Here is a 21749-nt window from a genome sequence, read left to right on the forward strand (position 1 = left end):
AGCCGCAGCGGCACCCGTACGACGCGGGGCCGCGGCGGGCGGGGCAGGATCGGTGCGGTGAGCGCCTCGACCTTCCCTGCCGACGTCCCCGACCTGCGCGGCCGCAGCTTCCTCAAGGAGCTCGACCACACCCCGGCGGAGTGGGCGGCGCTGCTGGACCTGGCCGCGCGGCTGAAGGCCGAGCACCACTCCGGCCAGCCGCGGCAGCGGCTGCGCGGCAAGGCCGTGGCGCTGCTGTTCGAGAAGACGAGCACCCGCACCCGCGCGGCCTTCGAGCTGGCCGCCGCGGGCCAGGGCGCCGCCAGCACCTACCTCGACCCCACCGGCTCCCACCTCGGGCACAAGGAGTCGGTCGAGGACACCGGCCGGGTGCTGGGCCGGCTCTACGACGGCATCGAGTACCGGGGGGCGGCGCAGGCGACGGTCGAGCTGCTCGCCGACGTCGCCGGGGTGCCCGTGTGGAACGGCCTGACCGACGAGTGGCACCCGACGCAGTCGTTGTGCGACGCGCTCACCATGCGCGAGGTCTGCGGGAAGCCGCTGGCGGAGACCTCCTTCGCCTTCCTGGGGGACGGGCGCAGCAACGTCGCCGCCTCGCTGCTCGCGATGGCGGCGCTCGTGGGGGCCGACGCCCGCGTCGTCGCCCCACCGGCGCTGCAGCCGCCCGCCGCGGTGCTGGACGCCGCCTCCGCCGTCGCTGCCACCACCGGGGCCCGGCTCACCGTGACCGACGACGTCGCCGCCGGCGTGGCGGGCGTCGACGCCGTCCACACCGACGTGTGGGTCTCCCTCGGCGAGCCGGAGAGCGCCTGGGCCGAGCGCGTCCCCCTGCTCGTGCCCTACCGCGTCGACGCGGGTGTGCTGGCGGCCACGGGCAACCCCGACGTCCGCTTCCTGCACTGCCTGCCCGCCTTCCACGACCTGGGGACGTCGCTCGCCCGCGCCGTCCACGAGCGGTACGAGCTCGCCGAGATGGAGGTCAGCGACGAGGTCTTCCGCGGGCCGGCCTCCCGGGTGCTGGACCAGGCGGAGAACCGGCGCTGGACCATCGAGGCCGTGCTCGTCGCGACGCTGGCGGGCCTGGACGCCTGAGGGCAGGCTGGTGCGCGACCGCGGGCGACCACCCTCTCGCCGGCCCGCGGCACGGCGACGCACCGGCGGGAGGTGTCTGAGCCGCATCGACCCCCCGCACCGCGTAGGGTCCCGGCCGAGCACGCTCTGTGCATCGTCGCGTCGGAGCGTCCCTCCTGGGGGCGTCCTGGGCGGCGAGGTCCACCGGATCTCCAGGTGAGACCACGACAGCAAGACCGACCGACGACGGTCCGGAGAGGCCGGACCACGACTGGAGGAAGCGCGTGTCCATCAACCGCAGTCAGCTCGTGCAGAAGATCAGCGAGAAGACCGAGCTCACGCAGGGCGACGTCGACAAGGTGCTCGGCGGCTTCGCCGACGTCCTCACCGACGCCGTCTCCAGCGGTGACAGCGTCACCATCCAGGGGCTCCTGAGCGTCGAGACCGTCGAGCGCGCCGCCCGCCAGGGCCGCAACCCGCGCACCGGCGAGTCCATCGAGATCGCCGCGACCACCGGCGTCAGCATCAAGGCCGGCAGCAAGCTCAAGGCCGCCGCCAAGAGCTGAGGACCCGCGGCGTCCACCACGGCGCCAGGCACGGACGAGGCCCGTCACCGACTGGTGACGGGCCTCGTCCACGTCCTGGGGCCAGGCCTCAGAGGCGCCGCACCAGCCGCACCTCGTCGCGGTCGTCGCCGGGGCCGACGCGCAGCGCTCCCGGCTGACGGCCGCACTCGACGTACCCGAGCCGCTCGTAGAAGGGCTCGAGCCCCTGCCCGCCGCGCACCGTCAGGGCCAGCTGCTCGAGGCCGAGCGCGCGGGCGACCTCGTGGACACCCTCCAGGAGCAGCCGCCCCGCGCCGCGGCCCTGCAGCTCCGGGCGCACCATGAGCCGCAGCACGGTGCGCCAGTGGGCCGTCAGCGCACCGGAGCCCCGCGCGAGCACGGCCATGCCGACGACGCGCCCGCCAGCTCCGGCGTCGACGCGCTCCTGGTTTCTGCGCTGCACGAGGACGACCAGCGCGTCGATGCCCTCCCGCACCCGCCCGAGGAGGTCGTCCAGCGCCGCCTCGACGGCTGTCCGGTCGACGGGAGGCACGAAGCCGACGGCGCCACCGGCGGCCGAGACGTCCACCCAGGTGCCGAGCAGGTCGCGCCGCAGCCCGGCGTCGGACGCCTCGTGCGGGGCGACGAGCCGCGTGGCGAGCCCGTCGTCCTTCGTCGGCCGGGCGGCCACCTCCTCGCGGCACGCCCGTCCCCGGGCTGACGCGCTCAGCTGAGGACGTCCTTGCGCCGGAAGGACCAAAACCCGAGGCGGACGGCGACGACGCCCCACAGCAGGGCCCACAGCGCCCCGCGCAGCAGGTCGTCCCACACCGGGTCGGTCTGCATCAGCTCGACCCACGAGTACTGGTAGTGCGTCGGCAGGCCCTCGCGCAGGTCGCCGAGCGCCTGGATCTGGTCGAGGACCGTGGAGACGACCACGAGCAGGACGGCGCTGCCGACGGCCGCCAGCGGCGCGTCCGTGCGGGTGCCGACGAAGAAGGCGAAGCCGCCGAACGCGAGCGTGCCGAGCAGCACCGCGCCCGTCGCGACGGCGAGGCGCCAGATGCCGCCCCACGTCGTGAACGTCTCCCCCGCCGGGGAGACCAACGGGTCGGTGCCGTAGGCGAGCGTCCCCACGAGGTAGGCCACGACCATCAGCTCGGTGACGGCGATGACCGAGGAGACGAGCGCGACGACGAGCTTGCTGCGCAGCAGCCGCCGCCGCGGCACGGGCGAGACCAGCAGGTAGCGCAGGCTCGACCAGCTGGCCTCGGAGGACAGCGGGTCCCCGCACAGCAACGAGACGACGAGGGGGATGAGGAAGCCCGTCGCGACGAACAGCGTGAACAGCGCGAGGTTCGCCCCACCCTCGGTCGCCAGCGCGACGAAGTCCGGTGCGCCGGAGGCGTCGTCGTCGCCGAGGGCGAAGGCGCCCACCAGCACGAGCGGCAGCGCCGCCAGCAGGATCGCGGTGACGAGCGTGCGGCGCCGCGTGACCTGCCGGGCCGCCTCGGCGCGCACGGTCAACGTCCGGCGGGCGCGGAAGCCCTCCGCGGCGCCCGTGCCGACCGGCCCGTGCTGGCGCGGTGGCTCCGGCGGTGCGGCGTCGAGAGCGGCGGTCAGCTCGTCGGTGCCCTCGAGGCGGCCGCCCGGGCCCACCTGCTCGTCGGTCTCGCCGCGCGCGGTGCGCTCGGTGCTCACGTGCCCGTCACCTCCAGGAAGACCTCCTCCAGCCGGCGTCGCGGCGCGACCCGGTGCACGCCGACGCGCGCCCGCACGAGCGTCGCGACGACGTCCTCCGGCTCGGCGCCGGCCACGAGCAGCTCGCCGTCGTCCGGTCCGGCCGACGACGAGCCCGGCGCGGTGCCGCCTGCGGGGCCTTCCGCCGGCCCGGTGCGGCCCTCGTCGACGCGGACGCCGGGCAGCGCGGCCACGAGCGCGGCCCGGGCCGCGGCGACGTCGTCGACGACGACGGAGGTGCCGCCGTGACCGCCGTCACCGCTGGTCAGCTCCTCGACCGAACCGCCGGCGACGACCTGGCCGCGCCGCATGATGACGGCGTGCGTGCAGGTCATCTCGACCTCGGCGAGCAGGTGGCTGGAGACCAGGACAGCCCGCCCGGAGGCGGCGTAGGAGCGCAGGACGTCGCGCAGCGCTCGGATCTGCGGCGGGTCGAGGCCGTTGGTCGGCTCGTCGAGGACGAGGACGTCGGGCAGGCCGAGCATGGCCTGGGCGATGGCGATGCGGGCGCGCATGCCCTGGCTGTAGCCGCGCACGGGGCGGTGGACGGCGTCGCCGAGCGCGGCGATCTCCAGCACCTCGTCGATGCGGGCGTCCGCCAGCGGGCGGCCCGTGGCCTGCCACGCCAGGCGCAGGTTGGCGATGCCGGACGCGTGCGGCAGCAGCCCGGGGCCCTCGACGAAGGCGCCGACCTGCGAGAGGACCTCGGCGCCGGGCACGACCTCGTGGCCGAGGACGAGCGTGCGGCCCTCGGTGGGGTGGACGAGGCCGAGCACCATCCGCAGCGTCGAGGTCTTGCCGGCGCCGTTGGGGCCGAGCAGCCCCACGACCTGCCCGCGGCCGACGGTGAAGCTCACGCCGTCGACGGCCCGCAGCCCGCTGGCGTAGACCAGCGCGAGCCCGTCGACGACGAGCGGCGGCGGTGGCCCGTCATCCTCCAGGGACGCCGCGCCGGCCAGGACGCCGCCGCCGAGGGCGGGGACGGTGGCCGGCCGGGCCCGACGCCGGTCGACCCGGCTGCTGAGCGGGCCGAGCAGCGCGGCGAGCAGCAGCACGACGGCGAGGGCGACGACCAGCGACCAGGGGACGTCGACGCCCTCGGCGCGCTCCTGCGTGAGCGTGACGACGTCGGCGGCGGGCGCCAGCGGCAAGGTGACGGCCGGGTCGACGTCCTCGGCGGCGAGCGCGACGCCGTACACGCGACCGTCCTGCGGCACGGCGTAGGCCTGGTCGGTGCTGGAGACGGCCAGGCGCACCGAGCTGCCCGCGCCGAAGCGGTGGACGACCGCGGGCAGGGCGACGTCGACGCGCGTGGCCTCCCCCGGCGTGAGCCCGGTGAGCCGGACGGGTGCCACCAGCCCTCGCGGCAGCTCGGCGACGCCGGACTCCGGCACCTCCAGGAGGCTCGCGAAGAAGGTGGCGTCCTCGGCCGTCGAGGTGACGACGAGGCGGACCGACGGCGAGCCCGCCAGCAGCAGGTCCTCCTCCAGCGGGGCCGAGTCGAACGTGGCGCTCTGACCGGGCAGGACGGCGAGCAGCGAGCCGGCCGGGCCGGCGGCCTCGCCGAGGGCGCCGACGCCGGGCAGCGTCGTCAGGGACGACGGCGTGCCCCCGGCCGGGGAGAGCACCTGCTGGGCGTCGCCGAGCAGGGGCACGGAGCGGCTCTGCGGCGGCTCGGCGCCACCCGCCCCGGGGTAGCCGGGCAGCTCGAGCACGTCCCGCTCGGCCGGGGGCTCGGGGCCGGTGACGGGCGGTGCGCCGGGCGGCTGCTGCGCCGCCTCGAGCGCGGCCCGGATGTCGGCGCTCCCGCTCGGCAGGTCCGCGGTGAAGGCCGGGAGGTCCTCCACCGGGGGCACGCCGTCCCCGAGCGCGCCGGCGAGGAAGGGCGCGAGGTCCTCGCGGGCGGAGCCGAAGCCCTGGCCGCCGATGCCGCCGTCGTGACCGCCGCCGACCCAGCGCACGCGCACGTCGACGCCGCGGTCGAGCAGCGCGCGCGCCGTCGCGTCGGCCTCGGGCAGCGGGAAGAGGCTGTCGGCCTGGCCCTGCACGAGCAGGACGGGGACGTCGACGCCGTCCAGCACGGCCGCGGGGCTGGAGGCGCGCAGCAGCTCCTCGAGGTCCTCCCCGACGACGCCGGTGGCCAGGGCGTCCTGGTACCCGGCGCACAGGTCGGGGGCCAGCCGCCCGCAGGAGCCGGGCCCGCCGCCGACGGGCACGGCCCCGGCACGGGCGACGAGCTGGGTGAGCCAGGCCCGCTTGAGCACGCCGGGCTCGCGGTCGACCACGGCCGCGGGCGTCTGCGCGCCCGGCGCGGGCTCGGCGGAGGGGGCCAGCGCGTCGGCCAGGTCGTGCCAGGTGATCGAGGCGGCCACGGCGTCGACGCGGTCGTCGGTGCCGGCCAGCAGCAGCCCCAGCGCCCCGCCGTAGGAGGCGCCCGCGACGCCGACGCGGGGGTCTCCGGTGGCGTCGAGCAGGACGTCGCCGCGGTCGGCGAGGACGTCGAGCAGCGCGCTCGCGTCGGCGACCTCGAAGTCCGGGGCGTCGAGGTGGACCAGGCCCCCGGAGTCGCCGAAGCCGCGGGCGCTGTAGGCGAGGACGACGAAGCCGTCGGCGGCGAGGTCGCGCGCGGGGGCGTCGAGGTCGGCCCGGCTGAGGCCGAACCCGTGCGCGAGGAGCACCGCCGGGCGGCGGGCCGGCCCGCCGGGCGTGCGGTACAGCGCGGCGTCGAGGGTCACCGGCTCCTCGGGGGCCGTCGGCTCGGCGTCGACGTCGACGGTGAGGGTCTCGACGTCGACCTCGGGGGCGTCGTCGGTCTCCTCGCCCCCGCCGTCGGTGGGCGTCGGCGCCGACGTCTCGGCGGGGGTGAGGGCGAGCGGGGCGGAGGCCTGCGCGGGCAGGCCGGCGGCAGCGAGGACCAGGCCGGTCATCGCCGCGAGAGCCGCTGCGGCGGCGCGTCGTCCCACGCCGTCATCGTCACACCCGCCCCGCGCGGGCGGGCAGGCGCCCGCGCACCTAGCGTCGCGGGGTGCCGACCTCAGCGGACGACCGAGTGCCTCACGGCGAGGGCGTCGCCGGCCTGCCCGCAACCTCGGGCGCCCCCGGGACGCCCGGAGCCGCGGACCGCGTGCGGGCGGTCGCCGTGCGTCTGGCGGCGCTGGCGCAGAGCGGGCTGGCGTACACGCCGACCGACTACGACCGCGAGCGCTTCGAGACGGCGCGCGGCCTCGCGGCCGAGCTCATGGCCGTGCTCTCGGGCCTGACCGACGGTGAGGCCGCGGCGCTGGCGCAGGAGCTGGAGCGCCGTGACACGGGCTACGCGACGTCCAAGCTCGACGTCCGCGGCGTCCTCGTCGACGACCGCGAGCGGGTGCTGCTCATGCGCGAGCGGATGGACGGCCGGTGGTCCGCGCCTGGCGGGTGGGCCGACTCCGGCGACACCCCGTCCCAGGCGGTGCTGCGGGAGGTGCGGGAGGAGACGGGCCACGGCGCCGAGGTGGTCAAGCTCGTCGGCTGCTGGGACCGCGACGCACGGGGCCACCGGCCGGCGATGACCGTGGGGGTCGTCAAGCTCTTCTTCCTGTGCCGCGCGACCGGTGACGTCGTCGCCCCCGAGGAGCTGGAGACCCTGGAGGTCGGCTGGTTCGGCCTCGACGAGCTCCCCGAGCTGAGCCAGGGCCGCGTCACCCGCTGGGAGCTGGAGCGCTGCCTGGCCCACTACCGCGACCCGTCGTTGCCGACCGAGCTCGACTGAGCCTTCCCTCCACGGACTTCGTAGCCTATGGACGCCTGCAGAAGCTCCTGAGGCGTAAGAAGGCTACGAAGTCCACGTGCTCTCAGGGATCAGCTGGCGGCGGGCACGGCGGTTGCGAGGGCGCCGAGGTCGTCGAGGTCGACGCCGGCGCGCTGCTCGACGGGCGTGAGCAGCGTCGCCGTCGCCCACCCCTGGCCGAGCAGGACGGTGTCGCTGGCCGGGTCCTCCGGCGACTCGTCGGGCGGGGTCGAGGCGCGCAGGCGCACGTAGCCCTCGCCGGCGTCGAAGGCGTGCCCCTGGGCGACGCCGACCGCGGCGAGCGTCGCCGGGCGCAGCCCCCGCAGCTCCTCGCCGGTGTCCAGGTGCGGGACGTTGACGTTGAGCGCCCCGCCCGGCTCGTGGTCGAGCACCCACGCCAGCGCGGGCCGGACGGCGGCGAGCACGCCGCCCCAGGTCTGGGCGGACACCTCGAGCGTCTGCGGCGAGACCACACCGGCCGAGACGGCCAGCGCCGGGACGCCGAAGACCCCCGCGGTCAGCGCCGCGCCCACGGTGCCCGAGTGCAGCACCGCCTCACCGGTGTTCATGCCGTGGTTCACCCCGGACAGGACGACGTCGGGCACCCGGCCGCCGAAGGCACCGCGGACGCCGAAGCGGGCGCACATCGCCGGGCTGGCGGCGACCGACAGCACCCGCAGCCGGTCCGTGCCCTCCAGCATCCGGGCCTGCGCGCACCAGGCCTGCGGGTCGTCCTCGGGCAGGCCGGGCCCCGTCGCGTCCGGCCAGGGCAGCGGGACCTCGACGACGGGCAGCCGGTCGCCGTCGAGCTCGGCGTCCACGGCGGCGCTGGCCCCGCTGCGGTCGCGCGACGGCGCGGCGACGACGACGTCGAAGCCCGCCTCCACCGCGGCGACGACGAGCAGCGCCAGCCCCCGGCCCTCCACGCCGTCGTCGTTGGTCACCAGGGCACAGGGGCGCTGCCCGCTCTCGGGCTCGTCGGTCTGCGGCGTCTCGGTCTGGGGCGTCTCGGTCGGCACGAGGTCATCGTCGCGGAGGCGACGGACGTGCGCGCGACCGGTTCCCGCCCCGAGGCGCCGGACGTGCACCCTCGACCCCGACGTCGCGCAGGTCCCACCGCCGCCAGACCTGCCGGGCGTCGGACTCGGGCGCAGGTCCGGTCGAGCCCTCGGCGCGCGGCTCAGCCGGCGGCGGCCCGCTCGGGCACCGGGCCGTACGTCGTCGTCCGCTCGCGCACGGGCCGGCCGATGCCGCCGGCGATCTCGGCGATCTCGGCGACCGACTTGGCCGAGCCGTGCTCGGAGCCGGCCATCCGGCTGATGGTCTCCTCCATGAGGGTCCCGCCGAGGTCGTCGGCGCCGCCGGTGAGCATCGCCCGGGTGCCCTCGACGCCGAGCTTCACCCACGACGTCTGCACGTGGTCGACCCGCCCGTGCAGCATGATCCGCGCGAGCGCGTGGACGGCGCGGTTGTCGCGCAGCGTCGGCCCCGGCCGGGCGATCCCGGCGAGGTACACCGGGGAGCTGGTGTGCACGAAAGGCAGGGGCACGAACTCGGTGAAGCCGCCGGTGCGGTCCTGCACGCCGGCCAGCGTGCGCAGGTGCGCGACCCAGTGCCGCGGGTCGTCGACGTGGCCGTACATCATCGTCGAGGAGCTTCGCAGGCCCAGGCGGTGCGCCGTCTCGACGACGTCGACCCAGGCGGCCGCCGGGAGCTTGCCCTTCGTGAGCACCCAGCGGACGTCGTCGTCGAGGATCTCCGCCGCGGTACCCGGGATGGAGCCGAGCCCCGCGGCCTGCACCTCCTCCAGCCACGCCTGCACGCTGACGCCGCGCTTGGCCGACGCCGTCGCGATCTCCATGGGCGAGAACGCGTGCACGTGCATGTCGGGCACGGCGTCCTTGACGGCGCGGACGATGTCGACGTACGCCGTCGGGCCGAGGTCGGGCGAGATGCCGCCCTGCAGGCACACCTCCGTGGCGCCCCAGGTCTCTCGCGCCTCGCGGGTGCGCTGGGAGATCTGCTCCAGCGACAGCGTGTACGCGTCGGCGTCGGTCTTGCGCTGGGCGAAGGCGCAGAAGCGGCAGCCGACGTAGCAGACGTTGGTGAAGTTGATGTTCCGGTTGACCACGTACGTGACGTCGTCGCCGACGACGTCGCGGCGCAGCCCGTCGGCGAGCGCCGCGACGGCGTCGAGCGCGTCGCCGTCGGCCGTCATCAGCGCGAGGTACTGCTCGTCGGACAGCCCCGCCGGGTCGGCGTCGGCGGCGCGCAGCGCGGCGGCGACGTCGCCGTCCACCCGGGTGCCGGGCAGGGTCGACGAGCGGGTGCCGTCGCGGCGGTCCTGCGCCGGCACGCGCTCGGCGACCGCCTCCCAGTCGCCGTAGACCTCGTCGAAGTCGCTGCGCCGGTCCGTCGTGCGGCCGGTGGTGTCCACCTCGACGTGCAGCTCGGTGCGCCCGCTGCCCCCGCCCGAGGCGACGAGCCCGCCGTCGGGCTCCTGCCAGGGCAGCCCCACCGGCGACGTCGTCGGGTCGGCGAGCCCCGTCGCGGGGTCGACCAGCGCGCGCACGTGCGGGTGCAGCCGCGGGTCGACCCACGCCTCGTCCCGCTGCAGCGCGCCGAGCACGTACCGCGGGTGGGCCGTGAGCCGTTGCGCCAGGCCGAGCCCCGCGTCCGCCGTCCACCGCTCGAGGTCGTCCAGGTGCGGCCACGGCCGCTCGGGGTTGACGTGGTCGGGCGTGACGGGCGAGACGCCGCCCCAGTCGTCGACGCCCGAGGCCAGCAGCGCCGCGACGTCGCCCGAGTCGGAGAGGTTGGGCGGCGCCTGCAGGCTGACGGTCGGGCCGAGCAGCACGCGGGCGACGGCGAGGGTCGCGAGGTAGGTCTCGCGGTCCAGGTCGGGTGCCGCCTGCATCGCGGTGGCGTCCTTGGCCCGGAAGTTCTGGACGATGACCTCCTGGATGCCGCCGTACTCGCGCGCGACCCGGCGGATGGCGAGGAGGGAGTCGACGCGCTCGGCCGGCGTCTCGCCGATGCCGACGAGGATGCCCGTCGTGAAGGGGACGCCGACCCGGCCGGCGTCCTCGAGCACGCGCAGCCGCAGCGCCGGGTCCTTGTCGGGGCTGCCGTAGTGCGGGCCGCCGGGCTGCGACCACAGCCGCTCGGCGGTCGTCTCCAGCATCATCCCCATCGACGGGGCGACGGGCTTGAGCCGCTGCAGCTCCGACCAGCTCATGACGCCGGGGTTGAGGTGCGGCAGCAGGCCCGTCTCCTCCAGCACGCGGACCGCCATGGCGCGGACGTAGGAGAGCGTGTCGTCGTAGCCGTGCGCGTCGAGCCACTCCCGGGCCGCGGGCCACCGCTCCTCCGGCCGGTCGCCGAGGGTGAAGAGGGCCTCGCGGCAGCCCTGCGCGGCGCCCTCCCGGGCGATGTCGAGCACCTCGTCAGGGCTCAGGTAGGCCGCCGGCAGCCGGTGCGGGACGGTGACGAAGGTGCAGTAGTGGCAGCGGTCCCGGCACAGCCGCGTCAACGGGATGAACACCTTGCGCGAGTACGTGACGACGCCGGGCCGGCCGGCGCGCTCCATCGCGGCGTCGCGCACGCGGGTCGCGACCGCCTGCAGCGCCGCGAGGTCCTCGCCCCGCGCGTGCAGCAGGACCTCCGCCTCGCCGGCGTCCAGCGCCTTGCCGTCGCGCGCACGGGCCAGGGCCCGTCGCAGCTGGGCAGGCGTCGGGATCTGCACGTGGGGGGTCGGCGGCGTGCTGGGGCGGACGGACGGCGGAGGGAGCAGCGTCACCGCCTCACTCTCGCACGTGGGCGCCGCCCCTCCTCCGTGCCGGAGGGACGCCGCGTCCCGCTCCGTCGACGTGCCGGGGCAGGAGCGCGGGAGGCGGGCCGTCGTCGAGCGCCGAGAAGGACGGGGGTGGTCAGGCGCGGGGCGGGTGGCGCTGCTCGCCCTGACGGGGCAGGACGCCGAGGAGCGGGACGAGGGCGAGGAGCAGCAGCGTCCCGCCGACACCGACGACGGGCGTGAGCAGCCCCTCCGGCGTCGGGCCGCTGCCGTCGAGGACGCCGAAGAGCGGCAGCAGCAGGACCAGCAGCGCCGCCATCACCCCACCGAGCCGGCGCGCCGCCCCGAGCGCGGCCGTCGCCTCCCGCTCGCTGCCCTCGGGCGCCAGCAGGGACACGACGAGACCCGTCCCCTGCACCACGGCCCCGAGCCCCAGGCCGACGAGCACCACGGGCAGGAGGGCCAGCGGTGGGCCGTCGAGGACGAGCCAGGCGACGAGGAGCAGCCCCGCCGCGGCCACGACGGCGCCGACGGTCCCGGTCTGCGCCACCGCCGGTGCACGGCCCACCCGCGCCAGGGCCGCCGTCGCGGCGACGACGCCGACGAGCCCGGCCAGCACCCCCGCGACGAGCACGGCGGCGCGGACGAGCGGGGGGGTGAGCTCCAGGAAGAGCACCGTCTGGACGAGCGCGAGCAGCGCGGTCGTCCCGACGACCGCCCCGACGACCGCCCCGAGCAGGACCCCGCGCTGCCGCAGGACCGCCCAGGAGGACGGGCCCGCGGCCGGCGACCGCGGCGCGCTCGTCCGCGGGCGGGCGCGCACCGACCGCAGGAGCACGAGCGCGACGACGGCGAGGGCCGCGCTGAGCAGGGGCACCGCCCGCCACCCCCCCACCTGGTCGGCGAGCAGCCCTCCCGCCAGGGCCCCGAGCACGGCCCCCACCCCGGTGACGAGGACGAGGGCCGCCTGCACGCGCACCTGCAGCTCGGTCGGCACGGTCGTGACGAGCGCCGCCCCGGCGCCGACGACGAGGGCCCCCGCGCCGACGCCCTGCGCCAGCCGCCCGAGCCCGACGGCCAGCACCGAGGCCGAGGCGTCGCCGTCCAGGCCGGTCGGCCCCGGGGCGAGCGTCACGGCCACGCCCCCGGCGAGCACCAGCAGCGCCGCGGCGACGAGCAGGGCCAGCCGGGGCCCGCGGGCCGAGGCGCGCGCCGCGACCGGCACCGCCAGCGCCACGCCGAGCACCGAGGCCGCCACGGGCAGGGCGACGGCGCGCTCCAGCTCCAGGTCGCGCCGCAGCTCGGGCATCGCCGCAGCCGCCGCGAGGAGGTCGAAGGAGACGAGCAGCGTCGCGACGAGGACCCCGGCCAGGACGGACCGGGCCTGCCGGGGCGGGACGGCGGTCTCGGCTCCCCTGCCTCGTCCGGCGGAGGAGGGTGCGGTCTGCTCGCTCACGGCAGGCGAGCGTAGGTGGCGCCGCCGACAGCGGTCCCCAGCGCCGGGTGCCTCAGCCTCCGCAGGGCCGCGCGGCCGCTGCCCGTGCGCTCGGGTCGCCCCACTCCGGCCACGGCCGGGGGTCGTCGACCGGTGCGTGCCGGCCCTCGACGACCTCGTAGGTCCACGCCGGGCCGTCGGCGACGAGCGACTTCAGCGCGGCGACCAGCCGGTCGACGTCCTCTGCCCGCGTGCCGACGCCGACGCTCGCCCGCACCGCCCCGCCGGGCAGCCCGAGCCGCGCCAGCAGCGGGTGCGCGCAGAAGCGCCCGTCGCGCACCCCGACGCCGTGCTCGGCCGACAGGTACGCCGCCACGAGCCCCGGGTCCACGCCGTCGACGGTGAAGGTCACGACCCCGATGGACGACGGCACGTCCTCCAGCGCCCGGACGACGCGGACGCCCGGCACCTGCGCCAACCCGTCGAGGAGTCGCGCGCGCAGCGCCTGCTCGTGCGCCTCCAAGGCGCCGTCGTCCAGGGCGGAGAGCGCCTCGCACGCGGCGGCGAGCGCGGCGGCGCCCAGGACGTTCGGCGTCCCGCCCTCGTGCCGGGCGGGCGCCGTCGCCCAGCGGACGTCGTCGGCGCCGACCTCCTCGACCGCTCCCCCGCCGGCCAGGTGCGGCGTGCCGGCGTCGAGCCAGTCGCGGCGCCCGACGAGCGCGCCGGCGCCGAAGGGCGCGTAGAGCTTGTGGCCGGACAGGGCAACCCAGTCGACGCCGTCGCGCGCGAGGTCGAGCGCCCGGTGCGGGGCCAGCTGGGCGGCGTCCACGGCCAGGCGCGCGCCGTAGTGGTGCGCCAGCGCGGCGAGACGCGCGAGCGGCAGCTCCTCGCCCGTGACGTTGCTCGCGCCGGTGACGGCCAGCAGCGACGTCGGCGCTGCGGCCAGCGCCCGCTCGAGCGCCTCCACCGTCCCCTCGAGCGTGCTGGCCGCCGCGACGACCCGCTGGGTGACGCCGCGGTGGCCCTGCGTGCGCCACGGCAGCAGGTTGGCGTGGTGCTCCAGGTCGAGCACGAGCACCGACCCGCCGTCCGGCACGCAGCCGGCGAGGACGGCGAGGGCGTCGGTGGTGTTGCGCGTCCAGACGACGACGTCGTCGCGGCGGGCGCCGACGAAGCCGGCGACGACGTCGCGCGAGCCCTCCAGCACGGCGGTGCTCACCTGCGAGGCGTACCCGGCGCCGCGGTGGACGCTCGCGTACAGCGGCAGCACCCGCTCGACGTGCTCGGCGACCCAGACCAGCGCGGGCGCGCTCGCGGCGACGTCGAGGCCCGCGTAGCGCGCCTCGCCGCCGGTGACGAGCGGCACGCGCTCCTCGCCGCCGACGACGGGGAGCAGCGGGTGCTCGCCGGGCGCGGGCGCGGCCCGCAGACGCCGACCCCCCGGCTGGCGCTGCCCGACGGCGAGACGCCCGGCAGCAGGAGGCCGCGCGGCGGGCACGAGGGCGAGACGGGGGGCAGCACTCACGGCAGTCTCCTGGAGAGCCAGGACCCGAAGGTCCGCGCTTGCCGCGCCAGGGCCGGCGCGGCCAGGTCCTCACCCGGGGCACCCCACCGCGGAGGAGGGTTGCCGGCCAGCGAGCCGGGGCTTGTCGCTGGCGCTCTTGACCTGCTCGCACCGTAGGGCACGAGGCGCCCGGTGACCAGCCCTCGGGACGGGTGCCCACCGTCCGGACCGCGGGCGCCGTTCAGCCCGCGAGCAGCCTGCCCAGCACGAGCCCGCCGCCGGCCGCGGCGGTGCTCATGAGGACGGTGACGAGCGCGGCGGCGGCCGCCGCGGCGGCACGACGCTCCTGCCCGAGCCGCAGCACCTCGACGACGGCGGTGCCGAAGGTCGTGAAGCCGCCGCAGAAGCCGGTGGCGACGACCGGCAGGACGGCGCCCGACTCCGCCCCGCCGAGCAGACCGGTCGCCAGCCCGATGAGCAGCGAGCCTGCGACGTTGACGACCGCTGTGCCCCAGGGCCACCGGCCGCCGAGGGCGCTGCGCACCTCGCCGTCGACGACGACGCGCGCGACCGCACCCAGCCCGCCGGCCAGGCACACCGCGAGGAGGACGGCGGCGCTCACCGCGCCACCTGCGGGCCTGGCGCCCCGCGGCCGACCGACGACGCCAGGGCGACGCCGACTGCCGCGGCCGCCACCCCCGCGACGAGCGTCGTCCCGGCGTAGGCGAGCGCCGTCGCAGGGCTGGCGCCGGCCAGCTCGACCGTCTCCAGGGCGAGGGCGCTCGTCGTCGTCAGCCCGCCGAGCAGACCGGAGCCCACGACGACGCGCGTGGCCCGGCGCGCCCCGACGTCCGGCCCGCGCCGGGCGAGGGTCTCCAGCAGCAGGCCGAGCAAGAAGGCGCCGACGACGTTGACGAGCAGCGTCCCCGCCGGCCAGGCGCCCTCCTGCGGCGGCAGCGCGAGCCCTGCGGCCAGGCGCAGGCCCGTGCCGACCGCGCCACCGACGAGCACGCCGAGCAGCAGCACCGGCGAGCGGTGCGCAGGAGGCCGCTGGGGTGCGGAAGCGGCGGAGAAGGTCGAGGGCACGGCGGGACCGTAGGCACTCCAGCACCCCTCCCGCGGCCGTGAGGCGCTGGTGCGGCGACCGGTCGCCGACCGACCTTGTGCACCGCCCGGTCGGGGAGCAGGCTCACCGCCGGTGAGCCCGCAGCCGCTGCACGACCGGGTCGTCCTCCTCACCGGCGCGAGCCGGCGCCTCGGCATCGGGGCCGCGATCGCCCGCCGCCTCGCCGCCGACGGGGCGGGCCTGCTGCTGCACGGGTGGCCGCCGCACGACGCCGAGCAGCCGTGGGGAGCCGACCCCCACGGGGCAGAGGTGCTGCGGGACGAGCTGCGCGTGAACGGCTCCCACGTCGAGCTCGTCGAGGTCGACCTCGCCGAGCCTGGCGCACCACAGTTCCTGGTCGATGCGGCGCGAGCGGCGTTCGGGCACGTCGACGCCGTCGTCGCGAACCACGCGCGCTCGTCCGCCCGGTCGCTGGAGCAGCTGACGGCGGAAGAGCTGGACCTGGCCTACGCCGTCAACACCCGCGCGACGCTGCTCCTGGCGCAGGCCTTCGCCGCCCAGCACGACGACGCCCGTCCCGGCGGGCGTCTGCTCTGGTTCACCTCGGGCCAGCACCACGGCGCCATGCCGGGGGAGCTGCCCTACGCCGCGAGCAAGGCCGCGCTGCACGAGCTCACGCGCAGCCTGGCCGTGCACCTGGCCCCGCGCGGCATCACCGTGAACTGCGTCGACCCTGGCCCGACCGACACGGGCTACGCCGACGACGCGCTCCGGGCGTCCGTCGCCGCGGCGAGCCCGGGCGGACGCTGGGGCACGCCGGCCGACGCCGCCCGCCTCGTCGCCTGGCTGCTCGGCGACGAGGCCGCCTGGGTCACCGGCCAGACCGTCGCCTCGGACGGTGGCTGGTCGTCCCGCTGAGGTCCAGCCGCGCGGCCCGCCGCCGCCCGCCGGCGCGCGACCTCGTCCCGCGACAAGGTCACACGTCGCGGAAGAGCCGCGACGAGGTCACACGTCGCGGTCTTGAGGCGGCCCGCCTTCCGCGACGAGGCCGGGTCGCGGAGGAGGGACGCCGGTCGGGTCAGGAGGTGACGGTGAAGCCGCCGACCATGCTCGGGTGGGGGTCGCACACGTAGTCGTACTCGCCCTCGACCAGCGTGACGTCCCAGGTCGTCGTGACGACCTCGGGCACGGACGTGGCCTCGTCGACGCCGCCCGGCCCCGTCAGCCGGAAGTTGTGCGTGGTGGCGGGGTCCTCGACGGTGATCGTGTAGTCCCCGGCGGGCAGCTCGGTGACCTCGGTGCCGTCGGCGTCGACGAGGGAGATGACGTAGGCCTCGGGGTCCGCCTCGGTCCCGACCGAGGCGGTCAGCTCGGTCGTGGCGGGCTCCGCGTCGTCGCCCCCGCTGCCCGTGCCGGTCGTCGAGCCGTCCGGGGACGGCAGCGTCGGCAGGGGGCTCTCCTGCTCGGTCGGGGTGTTCGCGGACTCCGGGGCCGTGACCTCCTCGCCGCCGCAGCCGGCGCCCACGAGCAGCAGCACCGCCGCGCCGAGGGCTACGCCCGGGCCGGTGGTGCGCCGCGCGCGGGGGCTGGGGGACGCAGCCGTCGTCGTCGAGGTCACGCGTGCGGTGCGGGTCGGCCCCATGAGGTCCTCCGGGTCGGTACGGGCATGTCGGTCCGGACGTGGCGGCACCGGCGTGTCGCTGCGGGCGTCGTCGCGAGAGCGTAGGCACGGCAGGCCACGACCCGCCCGTCGCCCGCCCCGACGGACCCGCCGCGTCGCCGCGCCCCGCAGCCACGACGAGGCCCCCCGGCCTGGCTCCCGGGGCGCACACGGCCGAGGACTCCCGGCCTCGGATGACGTCCCAGATCGGCCAGTAGTCCGGCGCCCGCCCGCCGCTGAAGGCGCGGGAGGCCGCTCGGGTCGTCGAGGACTACGAGGTCGACGCCGACGTCCCGCCGCTCGACGTCCCCGTACGGCCTCGACGAGCTTGTTGAGGGTGAGGCCGCAGCGACGAGGGCGACCCGCACCTCCAGCTGCGTGAGTGCTGTGCCGAAGCAGAGGTGCGGGCCCTCGCCCGAGGGTGAGCACCGGGCTCGTGTCGCGGTCGAGATCGATGACGTCCGGGTCGGCGAACCTTGAGGGTCGCGGTTCGCCGACCCCAGGAGCAGGGCGACGCGGGCCCCTCGGGGACGGTCGTGCCGTGGAGCGCCGTGTCCGCCGTCAGGGTCCGGGCGACCATCTGGGTCGGGGTGTCGAACCGGAGCACCTCGGCGCCCCAGTCGGCCGCGCGACCGCCGAGACCGGCCCGCCGAAGGAGCGGGTCGAGCCCGCCGTAGCACCAGGACGACGCCAGCGCCTTGCCCGTCGACCGGCGTGCGGCGGCGTTCCCGGACGAGGAAGGCGTGGTAGACGGCGAGCCGCAGCCCGGCGGCCATCGAGGTCGGGGAGCGGCGCTCGGTGCCGTCGTCGCAGTGGTCGAGCAGGTCGTCGTCGGCCCGGACGGCGTCGCGGTCCGACTCCGGGATGCCGATGATATCGCCCATCACGTCGCACGGGAGCAGGACGGCGACGTCGGCGGCGACGTCGAAGGAGCCCGCCTCGACCAGCGGCTCCCAGCGCTCGCGCGCCATGGCTCGGATCGTCGGCTCCAGGCCGGCGACCCAACGGGGCGTGGACGAGGCACGGACGAGCCGGCGCATCGACGTGTGGCCCAGGTCGTCCATGGCGAGGGACGAGCTCGTGCCCGCCGCGTCCGGGCCCCACACGTCCGGTTCCAAGGCGATCGCGTTCCGGCTGGAGAGCAGCACCGGGTCACGTAGCGCCGCGGCGTTGTCGGCGTACCGGGAGAGGACCCAGAAGTCGCGGGTGCGGCTGTGGGTCAGCGGTTCGTGTGCCCGCAGCCACGCGTACGTCGGGTACGGGTCCTCGTGGAGGCGGTAGTCGTACGGGTCGTGCTCGGGCACGGCCGCAGGGCGTTCCCGGACCGCGACTCCGGACGGTTCCACCGTCGTCGCCTCTTCTCGGTCGGGGCGGCGGACGCCTCGACGCCAGACCTGTGTCCCGCCCCCGGTCGTGCCCCCGAGACCGAGCGCCTCAGTCCTGCGGAGCCGGATCCGCAGGACCCGCGGCGAGCGCGTCGAGGTCGCGCTCGGCGTACCGCAGGTGTTCCCACTCCTCCTCCAGCACCACCTGCACGCAGGTGAGGACGGTCTCGGGGTACTGCGGGTCCCAGGGGTTGGCGCGCGCTTCCGCGAGCTGCTCGCGGGTCACCGCGTCGAGGAACGCCCGCATCGTCGCGACCCGGTCCTCGCGGGCGGCGAGCACCTCGGCGAACGGCGGCGTCGTCGAGGTGAACAGCGACAGGTCCAGGCCGTCCTCCTCCGCGCCGGTCCGTGGCTGGCCGAGAGGGTGGAACGGCTGCTCCCGCCCGAGCACGGCCTTGCCGAGCCAGGAGTCGGTGGCGAGCACGAGGTGACGGAGGGTCTGGGAGAAGGTCCACTCGCCGTCCACCGACCGGTCCACGGTGCCCTCCGGCATGGCCAGGGCCCGTTCGACGAGTGCGGTCCACGCGGTCCGGAGCGAGGCCCACGCCGCGCGCAGGCCCTCGGGGTCCTCGGCGCGACGTCGGTCCCGTCCGGGGTGACGACGGTCGAGCTCGGCTTCCACGTACGACGCGACGTCGACGCCGTTGACCAGCAGGACCCCGCCGGGCAGCCACGGGGCGTCGATGTCGGCGCCCTGGACGTCGACCCCGCGCATGACGACGCCCGAGAGGTCGGACTCCACGAAGCGGGCGCCGCGCAGGTTACGGCCGACGAACCGGGCGCCCTCGAGCGGGACGGAGTCGGGCACGGTGCTCATCGGGATCTCCTCCGCTGGCACGGCGACAGGGTCCTCGGTCGCGACCGTACACGTGGCTCGCGGGCGTCGGACGCGTCACCGGGTGACGGCGGCCAGGACCACGTCGAGCAGGTCCTCGGGGGCGTCGCCGAACCGGTCGTGGCCCCCGGGGAGGACGTGGACGGTGGAGTCGCCGGCCATCGCCGCGTTCGAGACGACCGTCCTCGCCGAGCACACCGGCCGACCGCCGGCCGCCCTCCTCGTCTCCTCCGACATGCCGCCGTGCACCCCGCGGACCGGGGCCAGCAGTGTCCGAAGAAGCCGAACGGGGCGTCGAGCCACGGCTCCACGCCCTCGAGCACCGCCGCCGCGAGCTCCTGGAAGGTGGGCGGGATGCGCTCGCCGGAGCGGGGCTCACCACCCAGGCGTCGACCACGTACCGTAGGAGAGGCAAGCCTCACCTCCCGGCCACCTCGCTGGGGGGCGCCTCCACCCCGGGAGCCTCGGCATGACGACCACGACAGCGCCGGCAAGCGCCGCCACGACGGCGCGCCCCGTCCCGCGCCGCCAGCGCCTGGCCGCCCACGCCGTCCGCGTGCGCGTGACGGCACGGCGGGAGGTGAGCCCGCACGTCGTCCGCGTCACCGTCGCGGGCGAGGGCCTGCACGACGTGAGCGCGCTCGGGGACGACCAGTACGTCCGCCTGCTGCTGCCCCGCCCCGGCCAGGCCCGCCTCCGGCTGCCCGAGACCGAGCGGTGGTGGCCCGAGATGCAGGCGATGCCCGCCGACGAGCGCCCCGTCCTGCGCAACTACACCGTCCGCGCGCTGCGGCCCGAGGCCGGTGAGCTCGACGTCGACCTCGTCACCCACGGCGAGAGCGGCCCCGCGAGCCGGTGGGCCCTGACCACCCGGCCCGGGGACGAGGTCGGCGTGGTCGTCCAGGACACCTGCTACGCCCCGCCGGCCGGCACGCGCCACGTGCTGCTCGTCGCCGACGCGACGGCCGTGCCCGCCGCCGCCGGCATCCTCGCGGGCCTGCCCGAGGGCGTCGGGGCGAGCGTCCTCGTCGAGGTCCCGACGGCCGACGACGCCCCCGACCTGCCCGAGCGCGACGGCGTCGACGTGCGCTGGCGTGCCGCGACCCCCGGGCGGTCGCTGCTCGACGACGTCGTCCGCGCCGACCTGCCGACGACCGGGCTGTACGCCTGGGTCGCCGGCGAGGCCGCCACCGCGACGGGCGTCCGGCGGCACCTGGTGCGCGAGCGGGGCCTCGGCAAGGACGACGTCTACTTCTGCGGCTACTGGCGCTCCGACGCCCCCGCCTACGAGGACTGAGGGCCGACGAGGGCCGACGCCGCCCAGGAGGGCCCGGCTCAACCGGCGTCGGGCCGCGCGGTCGCCCGCCGAACGAAGTCGGCGATGTCCGCGCTCTGCTGCACCCGGCTCGGCTCGTGGACGTACATCATGTGGCCGGCCTCGTAGTAGCGGAGCTCGACGTCGTCCCGGCGCGAGCGCGGCACGTCGAGGTGGGCGAGGTCGTCCTCGGCCGAGGAGAACGGCGTCGCGCCGTCGTAGCGGCCGAGCCCGACGTAGACCTTGAGGTGCGGGTTCTGCCGCATCGCGCGCGAGAGCCGGTCGAGCACGCTGACGGAGGCGTTCTCGAACTCCTTGTAGCTCCACCGCTCGATGGCCCGTCGGCTGAACACCGAGAAGGGCGTCGCGTCCTGCACCCCGAGCTCGGCCCGCAGGTGGTGGGCGTGCGCCGCGGTGTAGGGCCCGAGGACGGCGTCCATCGACGGGTCGGCCTCCAGCGACGCGGCGGTCCCGTCCCCGGCCGGCCCGGTGAAGCGGGCGTCGAGGCGGCCGACGACGAGCCCCTCCTCGCGCAGCAGCTCGGCGAAGTACCGCAGGTGCTCCACCCGCAGGTCCGCCCGCTCGACGTAGGCCTCCGACAGCCCGGCGAGCCGTGCGACCGTCGCGACGGCGTCGGCCCGCTCCTCAGCGCCCAGGCGCGAGCCCTGGGCCAGGACGTAGGGGTACTCGCGCGCCGCGTACGCCTCGGCCTCGGCGACGACGTCGGCGAGCTCGCGCCCGGGGTGCTTGCCGTGCCGGTGCGCCGCCGCGGCGTAGAACGGCAGGTACCGGGGGTACGGCCGGTCGTCGCCAGGGGTGACGAAGAGGATGCCGAAGTTCATGACGACGGAGACGAGCACGACGCCGGAGAGGTACATCCCCGTGCCCTGCAGGTGCTGCGCCAGCGCCGCGGCGCGCGTCGTGCCGTAGGACTCCCCCGCCAGCAGCTTGGGCGAGAGCCACCGACCCTCGGCGGTGACCCACTGCCGGATCACCTCGCCGACCGACTCGACGTCGGCCGTGAAGCCGTGGAAGTCGGCCTCCTTCTCGCCGTCGACGACGCGCGAGCGGCCGGTGCCGACCGGGTCGACGAAGACGAGGTCGCTCTCGGCCAGCAGCGTCTCGGCGTTGTCGAGGAGCCCGCCCGGCGGCGGCGCCAGCGCGCCGACGTCGCCCATGTCGACCCGGCGCGGCCCGAACAGGCCGAGGTGCAGCCACACGCTGGACGAGCCGGGGCCGCCGTTGAAGGAGAACGTCACGGGACGTGTCGCCGGGTCCGTGTCGTCGAGGGTGTAGGCGACGACCCCGACCTGGGCGTGGGGCACACGCCCCTTCCAGACGCCGTCCTCCTCCTTGTCGCGGTAGAGCACCACCCGCCCGGCCTTCGCCGTGTACCGCAGCTCGCCGGCCGGCGTGCTCACGACGTGGTGGGTGGTCACGAGCTCCTCGCGCACCGGCGGCGTCGACGCCGATGCGGCAGAGGGCTTCTCGAGCTCGGAGGCGGGAGGGCTGCTGGTCTCGGCGTCGCTCACGGCCCGACGCTAGACGGTGCCGCGCCGATCGGGCCGCCCCCGGAGCGCCTCGGGGACCGATGAGGACGCCGCGCGCGCACGGTCGACCCTGGCGGAGCG

General features: G+C 76.8%; 18 protein-coding genes and 1 riboswitch. Of the genes, 5 read left to right on the forward strand and 13 right to left on the reverse strand.

Translation table 11 applies throughout. The annotated features are described in order from the left end of the window. Nucleotides 1–57: 57 nt before the first annotated feature. Together argF and WDV86_RS01115 are read left to right on the forward strand one after the other, a co-directional pair. Nucleotides 58–1092, forward strand: coding sequence for an ornithine carbamoyltransferase (gene argF / locus WDV86_RS01110; RefSeq protein WP_339565745.1), 1035 nt, complete (start codon nucleotides 58–60; stop codon nucleotides 1090–1092). A gap of 263 nt (nucleotides 1093–1355) precedes the next feature. After that, nucleotides 1356–1637 (forward strand): HU family DNA-binding protein, encoded by a 282-nt coding sequence (locus WDV86_RS01115; protein WP_445262879.1) that lies wholly within the window; start codon nucleotides 1356–1358, stop codon nucleotides 1635–1637. 88 nt (nucleotides 1638–1725) lie between these two features. On the opposite strand, the gene WDV86_RS01120 is transcribed toward WDV86_RS01115, so the two are convergent. From WDV86_RS01120 to WDV86_RS01130, 3 genes are read right to left on the reverse strand one after another with little or no spacing between them, the layout of a single operon-like run. Continuing rightward, nucleotides 1726–2307 (reverse strand): GNAT family N-acetyltransferase, encoded by a 582-nt coding sequence (locus WDV86_RS01120; RefSeq protein WP_339565746.1) that lies wholly within the window; start codon nucleotides 2305–2307, stop codon nucleotides 1726–1728. Nucleotides 2308–2342: 35 nt separating this feature from the next. Further along, entirely contained in the window at nucleotides 2343–3317 is a 975-nt protein-coding gene (locus WDV86_RS01125; RefSeq protein WP_339565747.1) for an ABC transporter permease, read from the reverse strand. Continuing rightward, the gene (locus WDV86_RS01130) at nucleotides 3314–6283 is read right to left on the reverse strand and encodes an alpha/beta fold hydrolase (RefSeq protein ID WP_445262894.1); all 2970 of its coding nucleotides are present in this window, start codon (nucleotides 6281–6283) and stop codon (nucleotides 3314–3316) included. Before WDV86_RS01130 ends, WDV86_RS01125 begins: the two co-directional genes overlap by 4 nt. 98 nt (nucleotides 6284–6381) lie before the next feature. Here WDV86_RS01130 and WDV86_RS01135 point away from each other — a divergent pair, with 98 nt between their 5' ends. After that, entirely contained in the window at nucleotides 6382–7107 is a 726-nt protein-coding gene (locus WDV86_RS01135) for an NUDIX hydrolase N-terminal domain-containing protein (protein ID WP_339565749.1), read from the forward strand. An 89-nt stretch (nucleotides 7108–7196) separates the two neighbouring features. Here the strand turns inward: WDV86_RS01135 and surE are convergent, their stop codons facing one another. From surE to WDV86_RS01165, 6 genes are all read right to left on the reverse strand, one after another. After that, a complete protein-coding gene (gene surE, locus WDV86_RS01140; protein ID WP_339565750.1) occupies nucleotides 7197–8144 on the reverse strand; it encodes a 5'/3'-nucleotidase SurE in 948 nt (315 codons plus the stop codon). Between the two features lie 161 nt (nucleotides 8145–8305). After that, entirely contained in the window at nucleotides 8306–10918 is a 2613-nt protein-coding gene (locus WDV86_RS01145; RefSeq protein ID WP_445262895.1) for a bifunctional FO biosynthesis protein CofGH, read from the reverse strand. 136 nt (nucleotides 10919–11054) lie between these two features. Next, complete coding sequence (locus tag WDV86_RS01150; protein ID WP_339565752.1) at nucleotides 11055–12374, reverse strand: MFS transporter; 1320 nt, start codon at nucleotides 12372–12374, stop codon at nucleotides 11055–11057. Nucleotides 12375–12426: 52 nt separating this feature from the next. Beyond that, nucleotides 12427–13782, reverse strand: coding sequence for an aminotransferase class V-fold PLP-dependent enzyme (locus WDV86_RS01155; RefSeq protein ID WP_445262896.1), 1356 nt, complete (start codon nucleotides 13780–13782; stop codon nucleotides 12427–12429). 125 nt (nucleotides 13783–13907) lie between these two features. Then, nucleotides 13908–14020, reverse strand: a riboswitch (SAM riboswitch). Nucleotides 14021–14098: 78 nt separating this feature from the next. Further along, complete coding sequence (locus tag WDV86_RS01160) at nucleotides 14099–14479, reverse strand: fluoride efflux transporter FluC (RefSeq protein WP_339565754.1); 381 nt, start codon at nucleotides 14477–14479, stop codon at nucleotides 14099–14101. After that, complete coding sequence (locus WDV86_RS01165; RefSeq protein ID WP_339565755.1) at nucleotides 14476–14943, reverse strand: fluoride efflux transporter FluC; 468 nt, start codon at nucleotides 14941–14943, stop codon at nucleotides 14476–14478. The genes WDV86_RS01160 and WDV86_RS01165 overlap by 4 nt, the downstream gene beginning before the upstream one ends. A gap of 112 nt (nucleotides 14944–15055) precedes the next feature. Between WDV86_RS01165 and WDV86_RS01170 the strand changes: the two genes are divergently transcribed. Beyond that, nucleotides 15056–15841, forward strand: a complete 786-nt coding sequence (locus WDV86_RS01170) for an SDR family oxidoreductase (protein ID WP_339565756.1) — start codon at nucleotides 15056–15058, stop codon at nucleotides 15839–15841. 160 nt (nucleotides 15842–16001) lie between these two features. Here WDV86_RS01170 and WDV86_RS01175 read toward each other — a convergent pair whose 3' ends face one another. The 3 genes from WDV86_RS01175 to WDV86_RS01185 all read right to left on the reverse strand — a co-directional run bounded on the left by WDV86_RS01175 (nucleotide 16002) and on the right by WDV86_RS01185 (nucleotide 19040). After that, nucleotides 16002–16565 (reverse strand): cupredoxin domain-containing protein, encoded by a 564-nt coding sequence (locus WDV86_RS01175; protein ID WP_339565757.1) that lies wholly within the window; start codon nucleotides 16563–16565, stop codon nucleotides 16002–16004. 1452 nt (nucleotides 16566–18017) lie between these two features. Beyond that, nucleotides 18018–18785, reverse strand: coding sequence for a DinB family protein (locus WDV86_RS01180; RefSeq protein ID WP_339565758.1), 768 nt, complete (start codon nucleotides 18783–18785; stop codon nucleotides 18018–18020). A 75-nt stretch (nucleotides 18786–18860) separates the two neighbouring features. Next, nucleotides 18861–19040, reverse strand: coding sequence for a hypothetical protein (locus WDV86_RS01185; protein ID WP_339565759.1), 180 nt, complete (start codon nucleotides 19038–19040; stop codon nucleotides 18861–18863). Between the two features lie 232 nt (nucleotides 19041–19272). Here WDV86_RS01185 and WDV86_RS01190 point away from each other — a divergent pair, with 232 nt between their 5' ends. Further along, nucleotides 19273–20100 carry a siderophore-interacting protein gene (locus WDV86_RS01190; protein ID WP_339565760.1) on the forward strand — a complete coding sequence of 276 codons (828 nt, stop codon included), beginning with the start codon at nucleotides 19273–19275 and terminating at the stop codon, nucleotides 20098–20100. A 38-nt stretch (nucleotides 20101–20138) separates the two neighbouring features. Here WDV86_RS01190 and WDV86_RS01195 read toward each other — a convergent pair whose 3' ends face one another. After that, nucleotides 20139–21650 carry a S10 family peptidase gene (locus tag WDV86_RS01195; RefSeq protein ID WP_339565761.1) on the reverse strand — a complete coding sequence of 504 codons (1512 nt, stop codon included), beginning with the start codon at nucleotides 21648–21650 and terminating at the stop codon, nucleotides 20139–20141. Nucleotides 21651–21749: the final 99 nt, after the last annotated feature.

Source organism: Pseudokineococcus sp. 1T1Z-3, assembly GCF_037482365.1.
GTDB lineage: Bacteria > Actinomycetota > Actinomycetes > Actinomycetales > Quadrisphaeraceae > Pseudokineococcus.